The sequence below is a fragment of the Streptomyces rhizoryzae genome, assembly GCF_023155275.1.
Classification (GTDB): domain Bacteria; phylum Actinomycetota; class Actinomycetes; order Streptomycetales; family Streptomycetaceae; genus Streptomyces; species Streptomyces rhizoryzae.
On record NZ_JALMUV010000067.1, the window covers coordinates 12,635 to 28,375 of the forward strand.

The following is a 15,741-nucleotide window of genomic DNA, read 5'->3' on the forward strand; positions in this document are numbered from 1 at the left end:
CTCACCGGAAGGACCGCCCGTGCCGAATGCCTGGACGAGATGGCCGCTGCGGGAGGCACTCTCCAGGGAGGGCCTCAGCGAGGCTCGCCTGTGGATCGGCCGCGGCGTTCGGATCCTGGTGTTCGCGGGGTTGCTCTGGACGACGTTCGCGGGCGGGGCGTTCACCGGCTGGGCCCTGGCGGCGGCTGCCGCCGGGGTGGTCCTCAGCGTGGTGGCGTTCCGCGGCTTCTTCAGGACGACGCTGGAGCGGCGGTTGCTGCCGTCCATCGCGCTGTTCGCCGTGCTGGAGGCCACTGCCTTCGGCTTCCACCTGGCCGGGGCGCAACTGCCGGCGATCGTCCTGTGGTGCGTCTGCGCCATGACGGCGATGGAGCGGCTGCCACTGAGCGCCGCAGTACCGTGCTCCGCCGTCGCGCTCGGCGCCTACGCCGTGGTGAACACCGACAACTGGCTGACCACGGTGGGGACCACCGCGGGTCTGGGGCTCGCCGGGTACGTCGTGCGCCTGGATGCCGAGGCACGCGGCAACGCGCATCGGCTGCTGACCCAGGAGCGCGCGGCCCGCAAGGCCGAGGCCGAGACCGCGGCGCTCGCCGAACGGGGCAGGATCGCCCGCGAGATCCACGACGTCCTCGCGCACAGCCTCAGTGCCCAGCTGGTGCACCTGGAAGCGGCGCGGCAGCTGATCCAGCGCAGCACCGACCTGGAGGCGGATCGCGCACAGCTGCTGGAACGGGTCGTGGCGTGCCGGGGAATGGCCCGAGAAGGGCTTGACGGGACGCGTGAGGCGCTTTCTGCCCTGCGGGGGGAGATGGCCCCGGTCGAGGACTTCCTGCGCGATCTGACGGCCGCTGAGGGCGTCCAGCTGGATGTCGTGGGCGATCAGCGCGCTCTGCCGGCTGAAGCGGGGCTCGCGGTGCGGAGGGTCGCCCAGGAGGCGCTGACGAACGCGCGCAAGCATGCGGCGGGCGCCCGGGTGAGCGTGCGGCTGGAGTACGCCGAGGACAGCGTGGGGCTGGTGGTCCGCGACTCCGGAGGCAGTGGTGCGCAGGGGGAACTCGCCCATAGCGGTTCCGGGTACGGTCTCCTCGGGATGCGGGAGCGTGCCGAACTCCTCGGCGGAACGCTGGAGTCCGGACCCGATGAGGAGGGTTTTGTGGTGCGGCTGCGGGTGCCCGTATGACGGCGCGGACGACGGCGCGTGTGGTTGTCGCCGACGACCAGACAGTGGTGCGCGAGGGAATCGTGATGCTGCTGGGCCTGCTGCCTGGTATCGAGGTGGTCGGTTCCGCGGCGGATGGTGAGGAGGCCGTCCGTCTGGTCGCCGAACTCGCTCCGGATGTGGTCCTGATGGACCTGCGAATGCCGCGCTGCGACGGCGTCGAGGCGACCCGCCGCGTGCGCACGGATCACCCCGGCACCCAGGTCGTGGTGCTCACAACGTATGCCGATGACGATTCCCTCTTCCCCGCCCTCCAGGCCGGCGCCCGTGGCTACCTCACCAAGGACGCCGACGGGGACGAGATCGTCCGTGCCATCGACGATGTGCTCTCGGGCGAGGCCGGGCTTTCTCCGAAGATCCAGCGCCGCCTGCTGGAACGCCTCGCGGAACCCGCACCGAGCCGGCCGCGGCCGCCGGACGAGCCTCCGGACGGGCTGACCGCCAGGGAGGTGGAGGTGCTGCGGCTCGTCGCCGAAGGACAGACCAACCCGGAGATCGCCCGCTCACTCCACGTGTCCACGGCGACGGTGAAGACCCATATCAACAATCTCTTCGCCAAGGCGGGGCTGCGCGACCGGGCCCAGGCGATCCACTATGCGTACCGGCACGGCCTGGCCGAGCCTCCGGGAGCGTCGGCCCGGTAAGCCGACGAGTGACGCGCTGGCCCTCGGGGATTGCGTTGCCGTGGGACTTAGGTCGCGTCATTGCGGCCTGATGGCGTGCGTGGGCGGCAGCTGGCCGCCGCCACTGCTCGATTTGTGGTTCTCCTGCTGTGTGGGGGGAGCGACGTGGGGCTGGATCCGGTGCTCGTGGGGCGCGGATGTCGGTCTGGCGTGCGGAGTTATCCACAGGCTCTGCGGTGGTGGATTGTGTCTGCGTAGCCTCGCTGTGTCAGGTCGTCGGAAGGCCGGGAACGGCTGGAGAACCGCGTCCGGAGCGCGGCGGGGGAGCGGGCATGTGGGCTGGGGTAGTGGTTAGCGGAGCAGCAAGCGCGGTGAGCCGGCGCGACGGGCGGCGGGCTGCGGTGTCGCGCACGGTGGGGCCGGCACTGGGCCTTGGCCTCGCGGTGACGCTGGGATTGGCGCTGGGCGTCGCGCTGGCCTGCGCAGTGGACGCCGGAGGGGGAGCGCCGCCTGGTGGCGTGCAGCGCCTCGGGAGGAGCGGGCAGACGCCGGAGCCTGACCCGCCTCCGGTGTCACAACGGCGGGAGAGGACTCCCAGTGGCGGTACGGTCCGCCAGCGAAGTGGGAGTGAGGGAGGCGACCGCCATACGCGCAGGTGGACCGAGCGGCGCACCACAGCTGGCGGGCGCCGGAGCACCGTCGGATCGCTGTTCGACCACCACGCGCCACGTTCGCCCGTCGGTGTGTGCGACGGTGAGCGCCCACGCGGGAGTGGTCCCCGGCAGAGGTCCGCTTCCGTGCGCCTGCCCGGGGTCGCTCCGAGGTTCGGGCCGCACCGCGTCGGTCCGTACGACGTCGAGTGCGTCCGTGCGCCACTCCCCGACCAGCTCCCGGACCGCGAGGTCGGCAGCCTGGCCTGGCCGGTCCCACGTCGAACGGCCCCGGCATGCGTCGGGCGTGACGCGGCCGCCGCGAGCCGCCTCCACGACCTCCTTGACCAGCTCACTCGAGGCGCGCCCGTAGGCGTAGCCGTAGGGGAGGACGAAGAGGGTGGGGGAGAAGCGGTGGCCGCCGATGTGCGTCACCTCCCAGGTCGCGCAGCCTTCGGAGGCCAGCTGAGCGGCCAGTGGCCGGCCGAGGAGTGCACAGCAGCGGTCCCGTTTGCCGTTGGTGCACACAAGCACCACCGGGTCGCCGGTGTACGGCTCCCAGAGGTCACCGTGGTCACCGGCCCCCAGTGCAGCGAAATCCAGCCCGAGAGCGGCCCGCGGATCGGTCACAGTGGTGGTGCGGATCCACGAACGTCCGGGCGCGGTGTGCGCGAGGAAGAGGCGGCGGGGAGTGCCGTGGAAATCGGCGTGGCGTCCGGGACGCCGGATCAGGGCGACGCGCACCCCCGTGCCTTCTGCCGCCGCCTCCAGGGCTTGGCCGACGTGCGGATCGAGGTGGCTGTCGGTCAGCGCCTTGGCTCCCCAGGGGCCGGGCTGCTCGATCAGCAGCCAGGTCCGGGCGGTGGCGGCTGTGCCGGCGAGCGGTTCGGCCGCTGCAAGGGAGGCGGTAGCGCATGTACTCACAAAGGCGAGCCTAACCCGGAGCCTTCCGCCGGAAATGCCGGTAAGGCGCCGGGAGGTTCCGAGGGGAATGAGGGCAGGCAGTCGTGTCTGCGGGAGGGCGCCGGCGGGCGCGTAGGCCGGCCCGTACGGCGTCGGCCGGTGAAGGCGAGGCGGCGGCGGCAGCAGCCGCCGGCGGCCAGGAAAAGGAGAGGGCCCCGGAACTCCTGACGTCCCCCTGCGCTCGTGTTGGGTGCTCCCGCAACCAGCTGGGGCACGCGGTTGTGGAGTGGGCCGATGGCTACCGGTTGTGGGGTGGCGCGGCGGTATGGGCGCCTGGGGGCAGGGAGGCGGCCCCGAGCCCGGGCGAGGGGCGTCCGTTACGATCGACAGCTCGTACGCCGCCGGGCCGTGCGGCCCGCCGCCCGCACCATGGAGGCGCCGCCTTGGCCACGCAACAGATTCCGGTCGTCGTACTCGCGGGTTTCCTGGGGTCGGGGAAGACCACGCTCCTGAACCATCTATTGCGGGCCGGTGATGGCACTCGGATCGGTGCCATCGTCAATGATTTCGGCAGCATCGAGATCGATGCGATGACGGTGGCCGGCCAAGTGGACTCGATGGTTTCCCTCGGCAACGGGTGTCTGTGTTGCGCCGTCGACACCAGCGAGCTGGACACTTACCTGGAGCGGCTGGCCCGCCCTTCCGCCCGGATCGACGTGATCGTCATCGAGGCCAGTGGGCTGGCCGAGCCCCAAGAACTCATCCGGATGGTTCTGGCGAGCGACAACGACCGGATCGTGTACGGCGGGTTGGTCGAAGTCGTCGATGCTGCGGAGTTCGAGAACACCCGCGCCCGGCATCCTGAGCTGGACCGTCATGTCGGGATTGCTGACCTGGTGGTCCTCAACAAAGCCGACCGGATCGGTGATGCGGCGCGTCAGGAGCTGATCGACACGCTCGCTGGGCTCGCTCCTGGCAGGCCGGTGATCTGCACGGCCTACGGGCGGATCGATCCCGAGCTGTTCTTCGACCGTGGGCCGGGTGATGACACTGACGCGGCCGTTCGCCAGCTGTCGTTCGAGGACCTGCTGCGTGAGGCTTCTGCGGGCGGGGCGCTGGGGCAGGGGGTTGAGGGGGGAGGCGAGTGTGCTCCCCAGGGCTGCGCCGACTGCGGGCATCACCATGACGGGCATCTCCATGCCGCCTACGAGAGCGTGGAGTTCACCTCGCTCGAGCCGATGGAGCCGCGTCGGCTGATGGAGTTCCTCGACAGCCGGCCTGCCGGCCTCTACCGCATCAAGGGGTTCGTCCACTTCGACATCCCGGAGAACCGCCAGAAGTTCACGTTGCACGCGGTCGGCAATTTCCTGCGGTTCTACCCCGAGCCGTGGCCGAAGGGCGAGGAGCGGTGTACGCAGCTGGTGATGATCGGCAGTGGGGTGGATGCTCCTGCGCTGCGCAAGGGGCTGGAGGGCTGCCGGCAGACCGCGGGGGTGCAGGTCGATGAGAACAGCATGTGGGGCGTGCTGCGGTACGTCCCCTCGCCGGAGGAGTGACACGGGAACTGGGGGAGCGGGTCGACTCGCCGTCACAGCAGGGCTGATGCCAGTCCCAGCCGCAGCCCTCGCGTCCCCGAGCCCAGCGCACCCCAACCCGACGGCCGGCGCGCCCCCGCGTACCAACAATGCCGCCCGGGTGGTCAACAACCACCCGGGCGGCATCGTCTGATCAGCCAGCCAGCCAGCCAGCCAGCCAGCCAGCCAGCCAGTCGGGGCGTGGCTACGCCGGGCCGGCCAGGGCCGAGACCGGCTTCGCCAGGGCGACGCCGGAGCCGTCGCGGCGGGGGTCCGGGTCCGGCAGCGGGACCGGGGCGCCCTTGGCGTCAGCGGCCCGGACCGGTGCCGGGCCCGCCCAGGCCATCGTCAGGCAGTCCTCGCCCTTCAGGAACCGTTGGCAGCGCACCCCGCCCGTGGCCCGGCCCTTGCGCGGGTACTGGTCGAACGGGGTGAGCTTGGCCGTCGCCAGCGAGTCGTCGAGCATGCCCTGCGAGCCGGCGACCGTGAACACCATCGCCTCCGACGCCGGATCGACCGCCGCGAAAGCGATCACCTTCGCGCCCTGCCCCAGCTTGATGCCCGCCATACCGCCCGCCGGGCGGCCTTGCGGCCGTACCTGCGACGCCGGGTAGCGCAGCAGCTGGGCCTCGTCGGTGATGAAGACCAGGTCCTCCTCGCCGGTCAGCAGCTCCGCCGCGCCCACGATGCGGTCGCCCTCCTTGAGGGTGATGACCTCCAACTCGTCCTTGTTGGACGGGTAGTCGGGCACCACGCGCTTCACGACACCCTGTTCCGTGCCGAGCGCGAGACCCGGCGACGACTCGTCCAGCGTCGTCAGGCACACCAGCTGCTCGCCGTCCTGGAGGCTCAGGAACTCCGCCACCTGTGCGCCGCCCGCCAGGCTGGGCGCCGCGGTGTCCGGCAACTGCGGCAGATCGATCACCGCCAGCCGCAGCAGCCGCCCGAGCGACGTCACCGCGCCCACCTCGCCCCGCGCCGTCGCCGGCACCGCCGAGACGATCACATCGTGCTTCACACGCTTGGCGTCGGTGTCGACCGCCGCCCCGGCCGTGGTCGTACGTGCCAGCAGGCCCGTGGAGGACAGCAGCACCCGGCACGGGTCGTCGGAGACCTCCAGCGGCACCGCGGCGACCGACACGCCCGTCGACTCCTGAAGGACCGTGCGGCGCGGCGTCCCGTACTTCTTCGCGACCGCGGCCAGCTCGCCGGAGACCAGCTTGCGCAGCTCGGCGTCCGACTCCAGGATCCGGGTCAGCTCCGCGATCTCGGCCTCCAGCCGGTCCCGCTCCGCCTCCAGCTCGATCCGGTCGAACTTGGTCAGCCGGCGCAGCGGGGTGTCGAGGATGTACTGGGTCTGCACCTCGCTCAGCGAGAACCGCGCGATCAGGCGCTCCTTGGCCTGGGCGCTGTTCTCACTGGAGCGGATCAGGCGGATGACCTCGTCGATGTCCACCAGGGCGGTGAGCAGGCCCTCGACCAGGTGGAGCCGGTCGCGCCGCTTGGTGCGCCGGAACTCGCTGCGCCGGCGTACCACGTCGAAGCGGTGGTCGACGTAGACCTCCAGCAGCTCCTTCAGACCCAGCGTGAGCGGCTGGCCGTCCACCAGGGCGACGTTGTTGATGCCGAAGGACTCCTCCATCGGCGTGAGCTTGTAGAGCTGCTCCAGGACGGCCTCGGGGTTGAAGCCGTTCTTCACCTCGATCACCAGCCGCAGGCCGTGCTCGCGGTCGGTGAGGTCCTTGACGTCCGCGATGCCCTGGAGCTTCTTCGCGCCGACCAGGTCCTTGATCTTCGAGACGACCTTCTCCGGGCCGACCGTGAAGGGCAGTTCGGTGACGACCAGGCCCTTGCGGCGGGCCGTGACGTCCTCCACCGTGGCCGTCGCACGGATCTTGAACGTGCCGCGGCCCTTCTCGTACGCGTCGCGGACCCCGCCCAGGCCGACGATCCGGCCACCGGTGGGCAGGTCCGGGCCCGGGACGAACCGCATCAGGGTGTCCAGGTCCGCGTTCGGGTGCTTGATCAGGTGGCGGGCCGCGGCGATCACCTCGCCGAGGTTGTGCGGCGGCATGTTCGTCGCCATGCCGACGGCGATGCCGGACGACCCGTTGACGAGGAGGTTCGGGTAGGCGGCCGGGAGGGCCACCGGCTCCTGCTCCTGGCCGTCGTAGTTCGGCGTGAAATCGACGGTGTCCTCGTCGATCGACTCCGTCATCAGGGACGTCGCGGACGCCATCCGGCACTCGGTGTACCGCATCGCGGCGGGCGGGTCGTCGTTGCCCAGGGAGCCGAAGTTGCCGTGCCCGTCCACCAGGGGCAGCCGCATCGAGAACGGCTGCGCCATGCGGACCAGGGCGTCGTAGATCGACGCGTCGCCGTGCGGGTGGAGCTTACCCATCACCTCACCGACGACCCGGGCGCACTTCACGTAGCCGCGGTCGGGCCGCAGGCCCATCTCGTTCATCTGGTAGAGGATGCGGCGGTGCACCGGCTTGAGGCCGTCGCGGGCGTCCGGCAGGGCGCGCGAGTAGATGACCGAGTAGGCGTACTCGAGGAAGGAACCCTGCATCTCGTCGACGACGTCGATGTCGAGGATCCTCTCCTCGAAGTCGTCCGGCGGCGGGGTCTTCGTGCTGCGGCGGGCCATCGCGGCTGCGGCTCCTTCTGCTGCGTCTGCTGCCGATGTCGGACCAACGCTGTGGGTCAACGCCTGGGGCCGGCGCTGGGATCAGCGCTGACCGGCCGGCCGGCGGACCGACCGGCGAGTCCGATGAGTCTGACGCGGACCATTGTGGACCGCCCCACTGACAACGCTCACCACCGCTCCCCCCTTCCCGCCCCCCAGGGCGGGCACGGCCACGTTCGGGGCCTTCCTCACGGGAACTTCGCCAGATGCCGACGCGGTTGCATACAGTGACAGAACTTCCTCGCAAGCGGATCGAAGGGACGTACATGCCCATGGGTCACACGGCCACAGAAGAAGCCGGCTCCGGCGGCCTGACAGCGACCGAGCACCGGCTGGCCAATGGCCTGCGCGTGGTGCTCTCCGAGGACCATCTGACGCCGGTGGCGGCCGTCTGCCTGTGGTACGACGTCGGCTCGCGCCACGAGGTCAAGGGCCGCACCGGCCTGGCCCACCTCTTCGAGCACCTGATGTTCCAGGGGTCCGCGCAGGTCAAGGGCAACGGCCACTTCGAGCTCGTCCAGGGCGCCGGCGGCTCGCTCAACGGGACCACCAGCTTCGAGCGCACCAACTACTTCGAGACCATGCCCGCCCACGAGCTGGAGCTGGCCCTCTGGCTGGAGGCGGACCGGATGGGCTCCCTCCTCGTCGCCCTGGACGAGGAGTCGCTGGAGAACCAGCGCGACGTGGTCAAGAACGAGCGCCGCCAGCGCTACGACAACGTCCCCTACGGCACGGCCTTCGAGAAGCTCACCGCCATGGCGTACCCGGAGGGCCACCCGTACCACCACACCCCCATCGGGTCGATGGCCGATCTCGACGCCGCTTCCCTGGAGGACGCGCGGGCCTTCTTCCGCACCTACTACGCGCCCAACAACGCCGTGCTGTCCATCGTGGGCGACATCGACCCCGAGCAGACGCTGGCCTGGGTGGAGAAGTACTTCGGCTCCATCCCGTCGCACAACGGCAAGCAGCCGCCGCGCGACGGCAGCCTGCCGGAGACCATCGGCGGCCAGCTCCGCACCGTCCTGGAGGAGGACGTCCCCTCCCGGGCCCTGATGGCCGCCTACCGCCTCCCGCACGACGGCACCCGCGAGGCCGACGCCGCCGACTTGGCGCTCACCATCCTGGGCGGCGGCGAGTCCTCCCGCCTGTACAACCGCCTGGTGCGCCGCGACCGCAGCGCCGTCGCCGCCGGTTTCGGCCTGCTCCGGCTGGCCGGCGCGCCCTCCCTGGGCTGGCTGGACGTGAAGGCGTCCGGTGACGCCGAGGTGCCCGCCATCGAGGCCGCGGTCGACGAGGAGCTGGCCCGGTTCGCCGAGGAGGGCCCCACCCCGGAGGAGATGGAGCGGGCCCAGGCCCAGCTGGAGCGCGAGTGGCTGGACCGCCTGGCGACGGTCAGCGGCCGCGCCGACGAACTGTGCCGCTTCGCCGTCCTGTTCGGCGACCCGCAGCTCGCGCTGACCGCTGTCCAGCGTGTCCTGGAGATCTCCCCGCTGGAGGTGCAGGCGGTCGCCAAGGCCCGGCTGCGCCCCGACAACCGCGCGGTCCTCGTCTACGAGCCCACCGCGCAGACCGACGCCGCCGGCACCGAGGAAGAGGAGGCGGCCAAGTGACCGACGCCACCACCCCCGCAGACGCCCCTGCGAGCAGCATGCAGTTCCACCCGCAGCCCCGGGGCGGCGCCCCCAAGCCGTGGGCCTTCCCCGCGCCCGACCGCAGCCGGCTGGCCAACGGCCTGACCCTGCTGACCAGCCACCGCCCCGGTCAGCAGGTCGTCGCCGTGGAGATCAACCTCGTCGCCCCGCTGGAGGCCGAGCCCGAGGGGCTCGACGGCGTCGCCACGATCATGGCCCGGGCCCTGTCCGAGGGCACCGACAAGTACACCGCCGAGGAGTTCGCCGCCGAGCTGGAGCGCTGCGGCGCCACCCTGGACGCGCACGCCGACCACCCCGGCGTACGGGTCTCCCTGGAGGTCCCGGCCTCCCGGCTGCCGCGCGCCCTCGGCCTGCTCGCCGACGCGCTGCGCGCCCCCGCGTTCCCGGACAGCGAGATCGAGCGGCTGGTCCGCAACCGCCTCGACGAGATCCCGCACGAGCTCGCCAACCCCGCCCGGCGCGCCGCTATGGCGCTGTCCAAGGAGCTCTTCCCGGCCACGTCCCGGATGTCCCGGCCCCGGCAGGGCACCGAGGAGACCGTCGCCCGGATCGACGCGGCCGCCGTCCGCGCCTTCTACGGGGCGCACGTCCGCCCCGCCACCAGCACCGCCGTGATCGTCGGCGACTTCACCGGCGTCGACCTGGACGCGGCGCTGGCCGAAACCCTGGGCGCCTGGACGGGCTCCACCGCCGAGCCGCTGAAGCCCTCGCCGGTGGTCGCCGACGACTCCGGCCGGGTGGTGATCGTGGACCGGCCGGGCGCCGTCCAGACGCAGCTGCTCATCGGGCGGGTCGGCGCGGACCGCCACGACCGGGTGTGGCCCGCGCAGGTGCTCGGCACGTACTGCCTGGGCGGCACCCTCACCTCCCGTCTGGACCGGGTGCTGCGCGAGGAGAAGGGCTACACCTACGGGGTGCGCGCCTTCGGCCAGGTGCTGCGCTCCTCGGCCCCGACCTCCCCGGAGGGCGCCACGGGCGCGGCGCTGCTCGCCATCAGCGGGTCGGTGGACACCGCGTCCACCGGGCCGGCCCTCCAGGACCTGTGGACGGTGCTGCGCACCCTGGCCGACGAGGGGCTGACGGACGCCGAGCGCGACGTCGCGGTGCAGAACCTCGTCGGTGTCGCCCCGCTGAAGTACGAGACCGCCGCCGCCGTCGCCGGGACCCTGGCCGACCAGGTGGAGCAGCAGCTCCCCGACGATTACCAGGCGCAGCTGTACGTGCGGCTCGCGGAGACCGGCACGGTGGAGGCGACCGCAGCGGTCGTCAGCGCGTTCCCGGTGGACCGGCTGGTGACGGTCCTGGTGGGCGACGCGGCGCAGATCGCGGAGCCGGTCAGGGCGCTGGGCATCGGTGAGGTGACGGTCGTCAGCGGCTGACGCCGTCCGGGTGACGGCCGGTCACCCGACGGAGCATCACATGTCGACAAAGCGGCTCCCGTGGCAGTCACTTGCCACGGGAGCCGCGTCGTGTCCGCCTCCGGCGGGTGGCCGGTGACGCCGTGCCGGCGGGCCGGTTGCCCGATTCGGGTGTGGCATGTCGCACAAATGGCCGGTTCTGTTTGCCGACTCAAAGTTGCCCCGTTTAGCGTCGGTCCGGCTGTTCGTCACATCACCGCCACAACAGTGGCACCGGACAGTCATCGCCGAGTCCCCGTACGGCGCGAGCCAGGGGAGCCGGGGACCCACACGTCCCTTGGGGTGAATCGGGCGCCTTTCCGGAGGAGCCCGTAGGAGACCTTCCTGCTCCGAACCCGTCAGCTAACCCGGTAGGCGAGAGGGAAGGAAAGGACCAGCCCGTACATGGCGTTCACCCGTGCCACCGGGAAGCACCGCCGGCCGAGCCGCACCGCTCGCACCACGCGCCACCTCGCCGGTGTAGCCACCCTCGCGGCGTCCGGCGTCGTCGCTTCCGTGGCGTCGCCCGCGCTGGCCGCGGACGAGCCGGCGCCCCACGACACCGGCCTCCACCAGGCCGTCGTCATCGGTGACGAACTCGCCGTCCGCGTCGAGGCGCAGGCCGACGCGCAGCAGGCCGCCGCCGAGACGGCCGCCACCCGGGCGCGGGCCGAGGCCGAGGCCAAGCGGCTGGCCGAGGCCGCCAAGAAGAAGGCCGAGGCGGAACGCGAGGCCAAGGAGCGTGCCGCCCGCGAGGCCGAGCGCAAGCGCCTCCTCACCACCTTCGTCGCCCCGGTGGAGGGCTCCTACGTCTCCACCCCGTACAAGGCGTCGAGCGGCCTGTGGTCCTCGGGCAGCCACACCGGCATCGACTTCCACGCCGCCTCCGGCACGCCCGTCCACGCCGTGGGCGCGGGCACCGTCGTCGAGGCCGGCTGGGGCGGCGCGTACGGCAACAACGTCGTGATCAAGATGAACGACGGTACGTACACCCAATACGGTCACCTCTCGTCCATCGGGGTGACGGTCGGCCAGACCGTCATGCCGGGCGAGCAGATCGCCCTCTCCGGCAACACCGGCAACACCACCGGCCCGCACCTCCACTTCGAGGCCCGCACCGGCCCGGACTACGGCTCGGACATCGACCCGATCGCCTACCTCCGCGCGCACGGCGTCACCGTCTGAGCGCACCCGCGACCACTCCGCCGCACCACGTCCCCCCGGAGCCCCGGCCCGCCACCCCGGCAGGCCGGGGCTCCGCCGTCCCAAGGCGACCCCGGCGCCCGACGCCCAACGGGGACGCGCCCCGGCGTCGTGCAGACGCACCCACCGCCGCAGGAACACCGACCACCGGGCCGCTCGTCCGCCGCGCTGTCCGGAAAGCACCGGCGAATTCTCGACGTCCCGGGAGAAAGGGCGGCCACGTCGAATAGGGTGCGGGGAAAGCCGCCGAGCGGGCGGCAAAACCGGGAATTGCGTCAGGACGGCGGAGGCGCGAACGATGCGAGGCCACATTTCCGCGCATGCGGTGTGCACGGCGATACGCGACGAAATCGTCAGCGGCGTACTGCCGCCGGGCAGCCGGCTCGTCGAGGACCTCCTCGCCGCGCGCTACGGGGTCTCCCGCGTCCCCGTACGGGAAGCGCTGCGCACGCTGCAGTCCGAGGGGTTCGTCACCACCCGCCATCACGCCGGTGCCTGCGTCGCCGAGCTCACCGACCAGGAGGCCGCCGACCTGCTCGACATCCGGGCCGCCCTGGAGCCGCTGGGCGCCGCCCGCGCGGCCGTCCGGCGCGGATCCGCGCACCTGAAGGTGCTCCGCGGCCTGGTCCGGCTCGGCCGCGAGCGGTCCCGCCGCGGCCACCCGGCGGACCTGCGGCAGTGGGACGGCTGGTTCCACGAAACGCTCGCCCAGGCCGCCGGCAGCCCCAGCCTCACCGCGCCCCTCACCCAGCTGAGGCGCAAGATCGAGTGGATGTACGTCATCGAGCCGCCGGCGCGGGTCACCGCATCGTGGGAGGAGCACGCCGCCCTGCTGGACGCGGTGGTGCGCCGGGATGCCGACCGGGCGCGCGCCCTCATGGCGGCCCACATCGAGCGGTCACTGCCGGCGTACCGGCTGCGGCGGCCCGCTCCCGCGGTGAGCGGGCCGAAACGCGCCGTCAACACAGCGCGCGCCCGCGCTTAACAATTCCCGTATACAAAAGGGGACGTGGAAAAGCGTCGACGTCGGACGCGGGAGAAGAGGAAAGGGGCAGTCGCGGCGAAATTCCGGACACCTTCGACGGCCGCCGCAGGAATTCGTCCGGCCTGTCACCCCGGTCCGATCGAGCGCCCGCGCTCCTCATTCCACCCGCCCGATTCCGCCCCCACGCGCTTTCCGGACGAAACCCCCGCCCGCCTCACCTTCGCCCCCGCGCACCCGGCCCGCCCCGGGCCGGCCGCCGCATCCGGCGCGTCACCCCCTCGCCTCCCCGGGCCCGGACACCCAACAACCCCGCCGCGGCCACCGGTCGTGCCGGTTACCGCGGCGGGGTTGTGTCAGCCGGAGTGCCGGGCGTGACGGGCCGTGCGCTTCAGACGGTCTCGGGGAGCTCCTCGAGGCCCTCCGCGACCAGCTTCGCCAGGCGGTCGAGCGCGGCCTCGGCGCCCTCGGCCTCGGAGGCCAGCACGATCTCCTCGCCCCCCTGGGCGCCCAGGCCCAGGACCGCGAGCATGGAGGCCGCGTTGACGGGGTTGCCGCCCGCCTTGGAGATCGTTATCGGGACACCGGAGGCGGTGGCCGCCCGAACGAAGATCGACGCGGGACGGGCGTGCAGGCCCTCGGCCCAACCGACATTGACGCGGCGCTCAGCCATGGTGTTGCCCTTCAAAGTCGTGACTGTTGTCTAGACCATTCTCGCATGCTGCCAGGAGTGCTCCCGCAGAGCTTTTGCCCGGCTCCGCGGCCGGTTCACCGGGCCGTCCGCCGCGGGCCGTTGGTCCCGTTGCGGCGCGCCCCGGGAAACCGAGCGTACGCACGCCGGGCCGGTTGTCAGTGCCCCGCCGTACGCTGTCCGCATGCACATGCCGCCGGATCACGCCTACCCGACCCACTGGGAGGCCGACGTGGTGCTGCGCGACGGCGGGACGGCGCGCATCCGGCCCATCACGCCCGACGACGCCGAACGGCTGGTCTCCTTCTACGAGCAGGTCTCGGACGAATCGAAGTACTACCGCTTCTTCGCGCCCTACCCCCGGCTGTCCGACCGCGACGTCCACCGGTTCACCCACCACGACTACGTCGACCGGGTCGGCCTGGCGGCCACCGTGGGCGGCGAGTTCATCGCCACCGTCCGCTACGACCGCATCGACGAGCGCGGCCTGCCCGCGAAGAGCCCCGGGTGCGACCAGGCCGAGGTCGCCTTCCTCGTCCAGGATGCCCACCAGGGCCGCGGCGTCGCCTCCGCCCTCCTGGAGCACATCGCCGCCGTCGCCCGCGAGCGCGGCATCCGCCGGTTCGCCGCCGAGGTGCTGCCCGCCAACACCAAGATGATCAAGGTGTTCACGGACGCCGGCTACACCCAGAAGCGCACCTTCGAGGACGGCGTCGTCCGCCTGGAGCTCGATCTGGAGCCGACCGAGCAGTCCGTGGCCGTGATGCGCGGCCGCGAGCAGCGCGCCGAGGCCCGCTCCGTCCAGCGCCTGCTGGCCCCCGGCTCGGTCGCCGTCATCGGCACCGGCCGCGCCCCCGGCGGCCTCGGCCGCACGGCGCTGCGCAACATCCTCGACGCCGGCTTCACCGGCCGCCTGCACGCCGTCAACCACGCCTTCGCCGAGGACCTGCGGCGCCTGGAGCCCGAGGGCGTGCCCGCCGTCCGCTCGCTCCGTGAGATCTCCGGCCCGGTCGACCTCGCGGTCATCGCGGTGCCCGCGGCCGCCGTCCCCGACGCCGTCCGCGACTGCGGCGAACACGGCGTCCAGGGCGTGCTGGTCCTCTCCTCCGGATACGCCGAGGCCGGCCCCGACGGCCGCGAACGGCAGCGCGCCCTGCTCCGCCAAGTGCGCTCCTACGGCATGCGGCTCATCGGGCCCAACGCCTTCGGCGTGATCAACACCGCCCCCGACGTCCGGCTGAACGCCTCCCTCGCCCCCCGGATGCCCGGTGCCGGCCGGATCGGGCTGTTCACCCAGTCCGGTGCCATCGGCATCGCCCTGCTCAGCGGGCTGCACGACCGCGGCCCCGGTGACGGCGGCATCGCCGGCATCTCCGCCTTCGTCTCGGCCGGCAACCGCGCCGACGTCTCCGGCAACGACCTCCTCCAGTTCTGGTACGACGACCCGCACACCGACGTCGTGATCCTCTACCTGGAGTCGATCGGCAACCCCCGGAAGTTCGCCCGCCTCGCCCGCCGCACCGCCGCCGTCAAACCGGTGGTCGTCGCCAAGGGGGCCCGCCACCACGGCGCCGCCCCCATGGGGCACGCGGTCCCCACCGTCCGCGTCCCCGACAGCACGGTCGCCGCCCTGATGCGCCAGGCCGGCGTGATCCGCGTGGACACCGTCACCGAGCTCATCGACGCCGGGCTGCTGCTCGCCTCCCAGCCGCTGCCCGCCGGACCGCGCGTCGCCATCCTGGGCAACTCCGAATCGCTGGCGCTGCTCGCCTACGACGCCTGCCTCACCGAAGGGCTGCGCCCCCAGCGCCCCCACGTCCTGCCCTCCGCGGCGACCCCGCAGGACTTCCGCGCCGCCCTGGCCCGGGCGCTCGCCGGCGAAGGCTGCGATGCGGTCGTCGTCACCGCCATCCCCTGGGTGGGGGAGGAGGGCACCGCCACCCCGGGGGACACCGAGGGCACCGCGCTCGCCGCCGCCCTGCGCGCCGCGTCCACCGCCGACCCCGGCAAGCCGGTCGCCGTCGTCCACCTGGCGATGGACGACCTGGCCGAATCCCTCGCCGCCCCGCCCGCCCCCGCGGGCCCGCCCGCCGCTCCCCAGGAGCCGCCCGCCGCTCCCCAGGAGCCGCCCGCACCACCCCGGGAGCCCGCC

Annotated in this window: 11 protein-coding genes and 1 riboswitch; of the genes, 8 read left to right on the forward strand and 3 right to left on the reverse strand. The window is 72.4% G+C overall.

Translation table 11 applies throughout. From position 1 onward, the window contains the following. Positions 1–19: 19 nt before the first annotated feature. Both MUU72_RS32890 and MUU72_RS32895 read left to right on the forward strand, forming a co-directional pair. Positions 20–1,183 (forward strand): sensor histidine kinase, encoded by a 1,164-nt coding sequence (locus tag MUU72_RS32890; protein WP_248017114.1) that lies wholly within the window; start codon positions 20–22, stop codon positions 1,181–1,183. Beyond that, a complete protein-coding gene (locus MUU72_RS32895) occupies positions 1,180–1,866 on the forward strand; it encodes a response regulator transcription factor (RefSeq protein ID WP_248017115.1) in 687 nt (228 codons plus the stop codon). The genes MUU72_RS32890 and MUU72_RS32895 overlap by 4 nt, the downstream gene beginning before the upstream one ends. A gap of 551 nt (positions 1,867–2,417) precedes the next feature. Here MUU72_RS32895 and MUU72_RS32900 read toward each other — a convergent pair. Then, positions 2,418–3,419 carry a ferredoxin family protein gene (locus tag MUU72_RS32900; protein ID WP_248017116.1) on the reverse strand — a complete coding sequence of 334 codons (1,002 nt, stop codon included), beginning with the start codon at positions 3,417–3,419 and terminating at the stop codon, positions 2,418–2,420. 422 nt (positions 3,420–3,841) lie between these two features. Between MUU72_RS32900 and MUU72_RS32905 the strand changes: the two genes are divergently transcribed. Continuing rightward, positions 3,842–4,954, forward strand: coding sequence for a CobW family GTP-binding protein (locus tag MUU72_RS32905; RefSeq protein WP_248017117.1), 1,113 nt, complete (start codon positions 3,842–3,844; stop codon positions 4,952–4,954). Between the two features lie 223 nt (positions 4,955–5,177). Here the strand turns inward: MUU72_RS32905 and MUU72_RS32910 are convergent, their stop codons facing one another. Next, the gene (locus MUU72_RS32910; protein ID WP_248017118.1) at positions 5,178–7,622 is read right to left on the reverse strand and encodes a DNA gyrase/topoisomerase IV subunit A; all 2,445 of its coding nucleotides are present in this window, start codon (positions 7,620–7,622) and stop codon (positions 5,178–5,180) included. Between the two features lie 311 nt (positions 7,623–7,933). On the opposite strand from MUU72_RS32910, the gene MUU72_RS32915 reads away from it, so the two are divergent. The 4 genes from MUU72_RS32915 (at position 7,934) to MUU72_RS32930 (ending at position 12,901) form a co-directional block, all read left to right on the forward strand. Continuing rightward, positions 7,934–9,274 (forward strand): M16 family metallopeptidase, encoded by a 1,341-nt coding sequence (locus MUU72_RS32915; protein ID WP_248017126.1) that lies wholly within the window; start codon positions 7,934–7,936, stop codon positions 9,272–9,274. 38 nt (positions 9,275–9,312) lie between these two features. Next, positions 9,313–10,695, forward strand: coding sequence for a M16 family metallopeptidase (locus MUU72_RS32920; protein WP_248017127.1), 1,383 nt, complete (start codon positions 9,313–9,315; stop codon positions 10,693–10,695). Between the two features lie 254 nt (positions 10,696–10,949). After that, positions 10,950–11,106, forward strand: a riboswitch (cyclic di-AMP (ydaO/yuaA leader). A 12-nt stretch (positions 11,107–11,118) separates the two neighbouring features. Continuing rightward, positions 11,119–11,898 carry a M23 family metallopeptidase gene (locus tag MUU72_RS32925; RefSeq protein WP_248017119.1) on the forward strand — a complete coding sequence of 260 codons (780 nt, stop codon included), beginning with the start codon at positions 11,119–11,121 and terminating at the stop codon, positions 11,896–11,898. A 316-nt stretch (positions 11,899–12,214) separates the two neighbouring features. Next, positions 12,215–12,901: a GntR family transcriptional regulator gene (locus MUU72_RS32930; protein ID WP_248017120.1), complete on the forward strand. Its 687-nt coding sequence runs from the start codon at positions 12,215–12,217 to the stop codon at positions 12,899–12,901. 388 nt (positions 12,902–13,289) lie between these two features. Here MUU72_RS32930 and MUU72_RS32935 read toward each other — a convergent pair whose 3' ends face one another. Next, positions 13,290–13,571: an HPr family phosphocarrier protein gene (locus tag MUU72_RS32935; protein ID WP_248017121.1), complete on the reverse strand. Its 282-nt coding sequence runs from the start codon at positions 13,569–13,571 to the stop codon at positions 13,290–13,292. Positions 13,572–13,773: 202 nt separating this feature from the next. Between MUU72_RS32935 and MUU72_RS32940 the strand changes: the two genes are divergently transcribed. Next, positions 13,774–15,741 (forward strand): GNAT family N-acetyltransferase (locus MUU72_RS32940; protein ID WP_248017122.1); only part of this gene is annotated, 1,968 nt, incomplete at its 3' end.

What these genes read in the sequence shown, in the direction of transcription:
- MUU72_RS32895 (WP_248017115.1), top strand. Translation starts at nt 1,180, where the DNA reads ATGACGGCGCGGACGACGGCGCGTGTGGTTGTCGCCGACGACCAGACA.
- MUU72_RS32910 (WP_248017118.1), bottom strand. Translation starts at nt 7,622, where the DNA reads ATGGCCCGCCGCAGCACGAAGACCCCGCCGCCGGACGACTTCGAGGAG.
- MUU72_RS32915 (WP_248017126.1), top strand. Translation starts at nt 7,934, where the DNA reads ATGGGTCACACGGCCACAGAAGAAGCCGGCTCCGGCGGCCTGACAGCG.
- MUU72_RS32920 (WP_248017127.1), top strand. Translation starts at nt 9,313, where the DNA reads ATGCAGTTCCACCCGCAGCCCCGGGGCGGCGCCCCCAAGCCGTGGGCC.
- MUU72_RS32925 (WP_248017119.1), top strand. Translation starts at nt 11,119, where the DNA reads ATGGCGTTCACCCGTGCCACCGGGAAGCACCGCCGGCCGAGCCGCACC.
- MUU72_RS32930 (WP_248017120.1), top strand. Translation starts at nt 12,215, where the DNA reads ATGCGAGGCCACATTTCCGCGCATGCGGTGTGCACGGCGATACGCGAC.
- MUU72_RS32935 (WP_248017121.1), bottom strand. Translation starts at nt 13,571, where the DNA reads ATGGCTGAGCGCCGCGTCAATGTCGGTTGGGCCGAGGGCCTGCACGCC.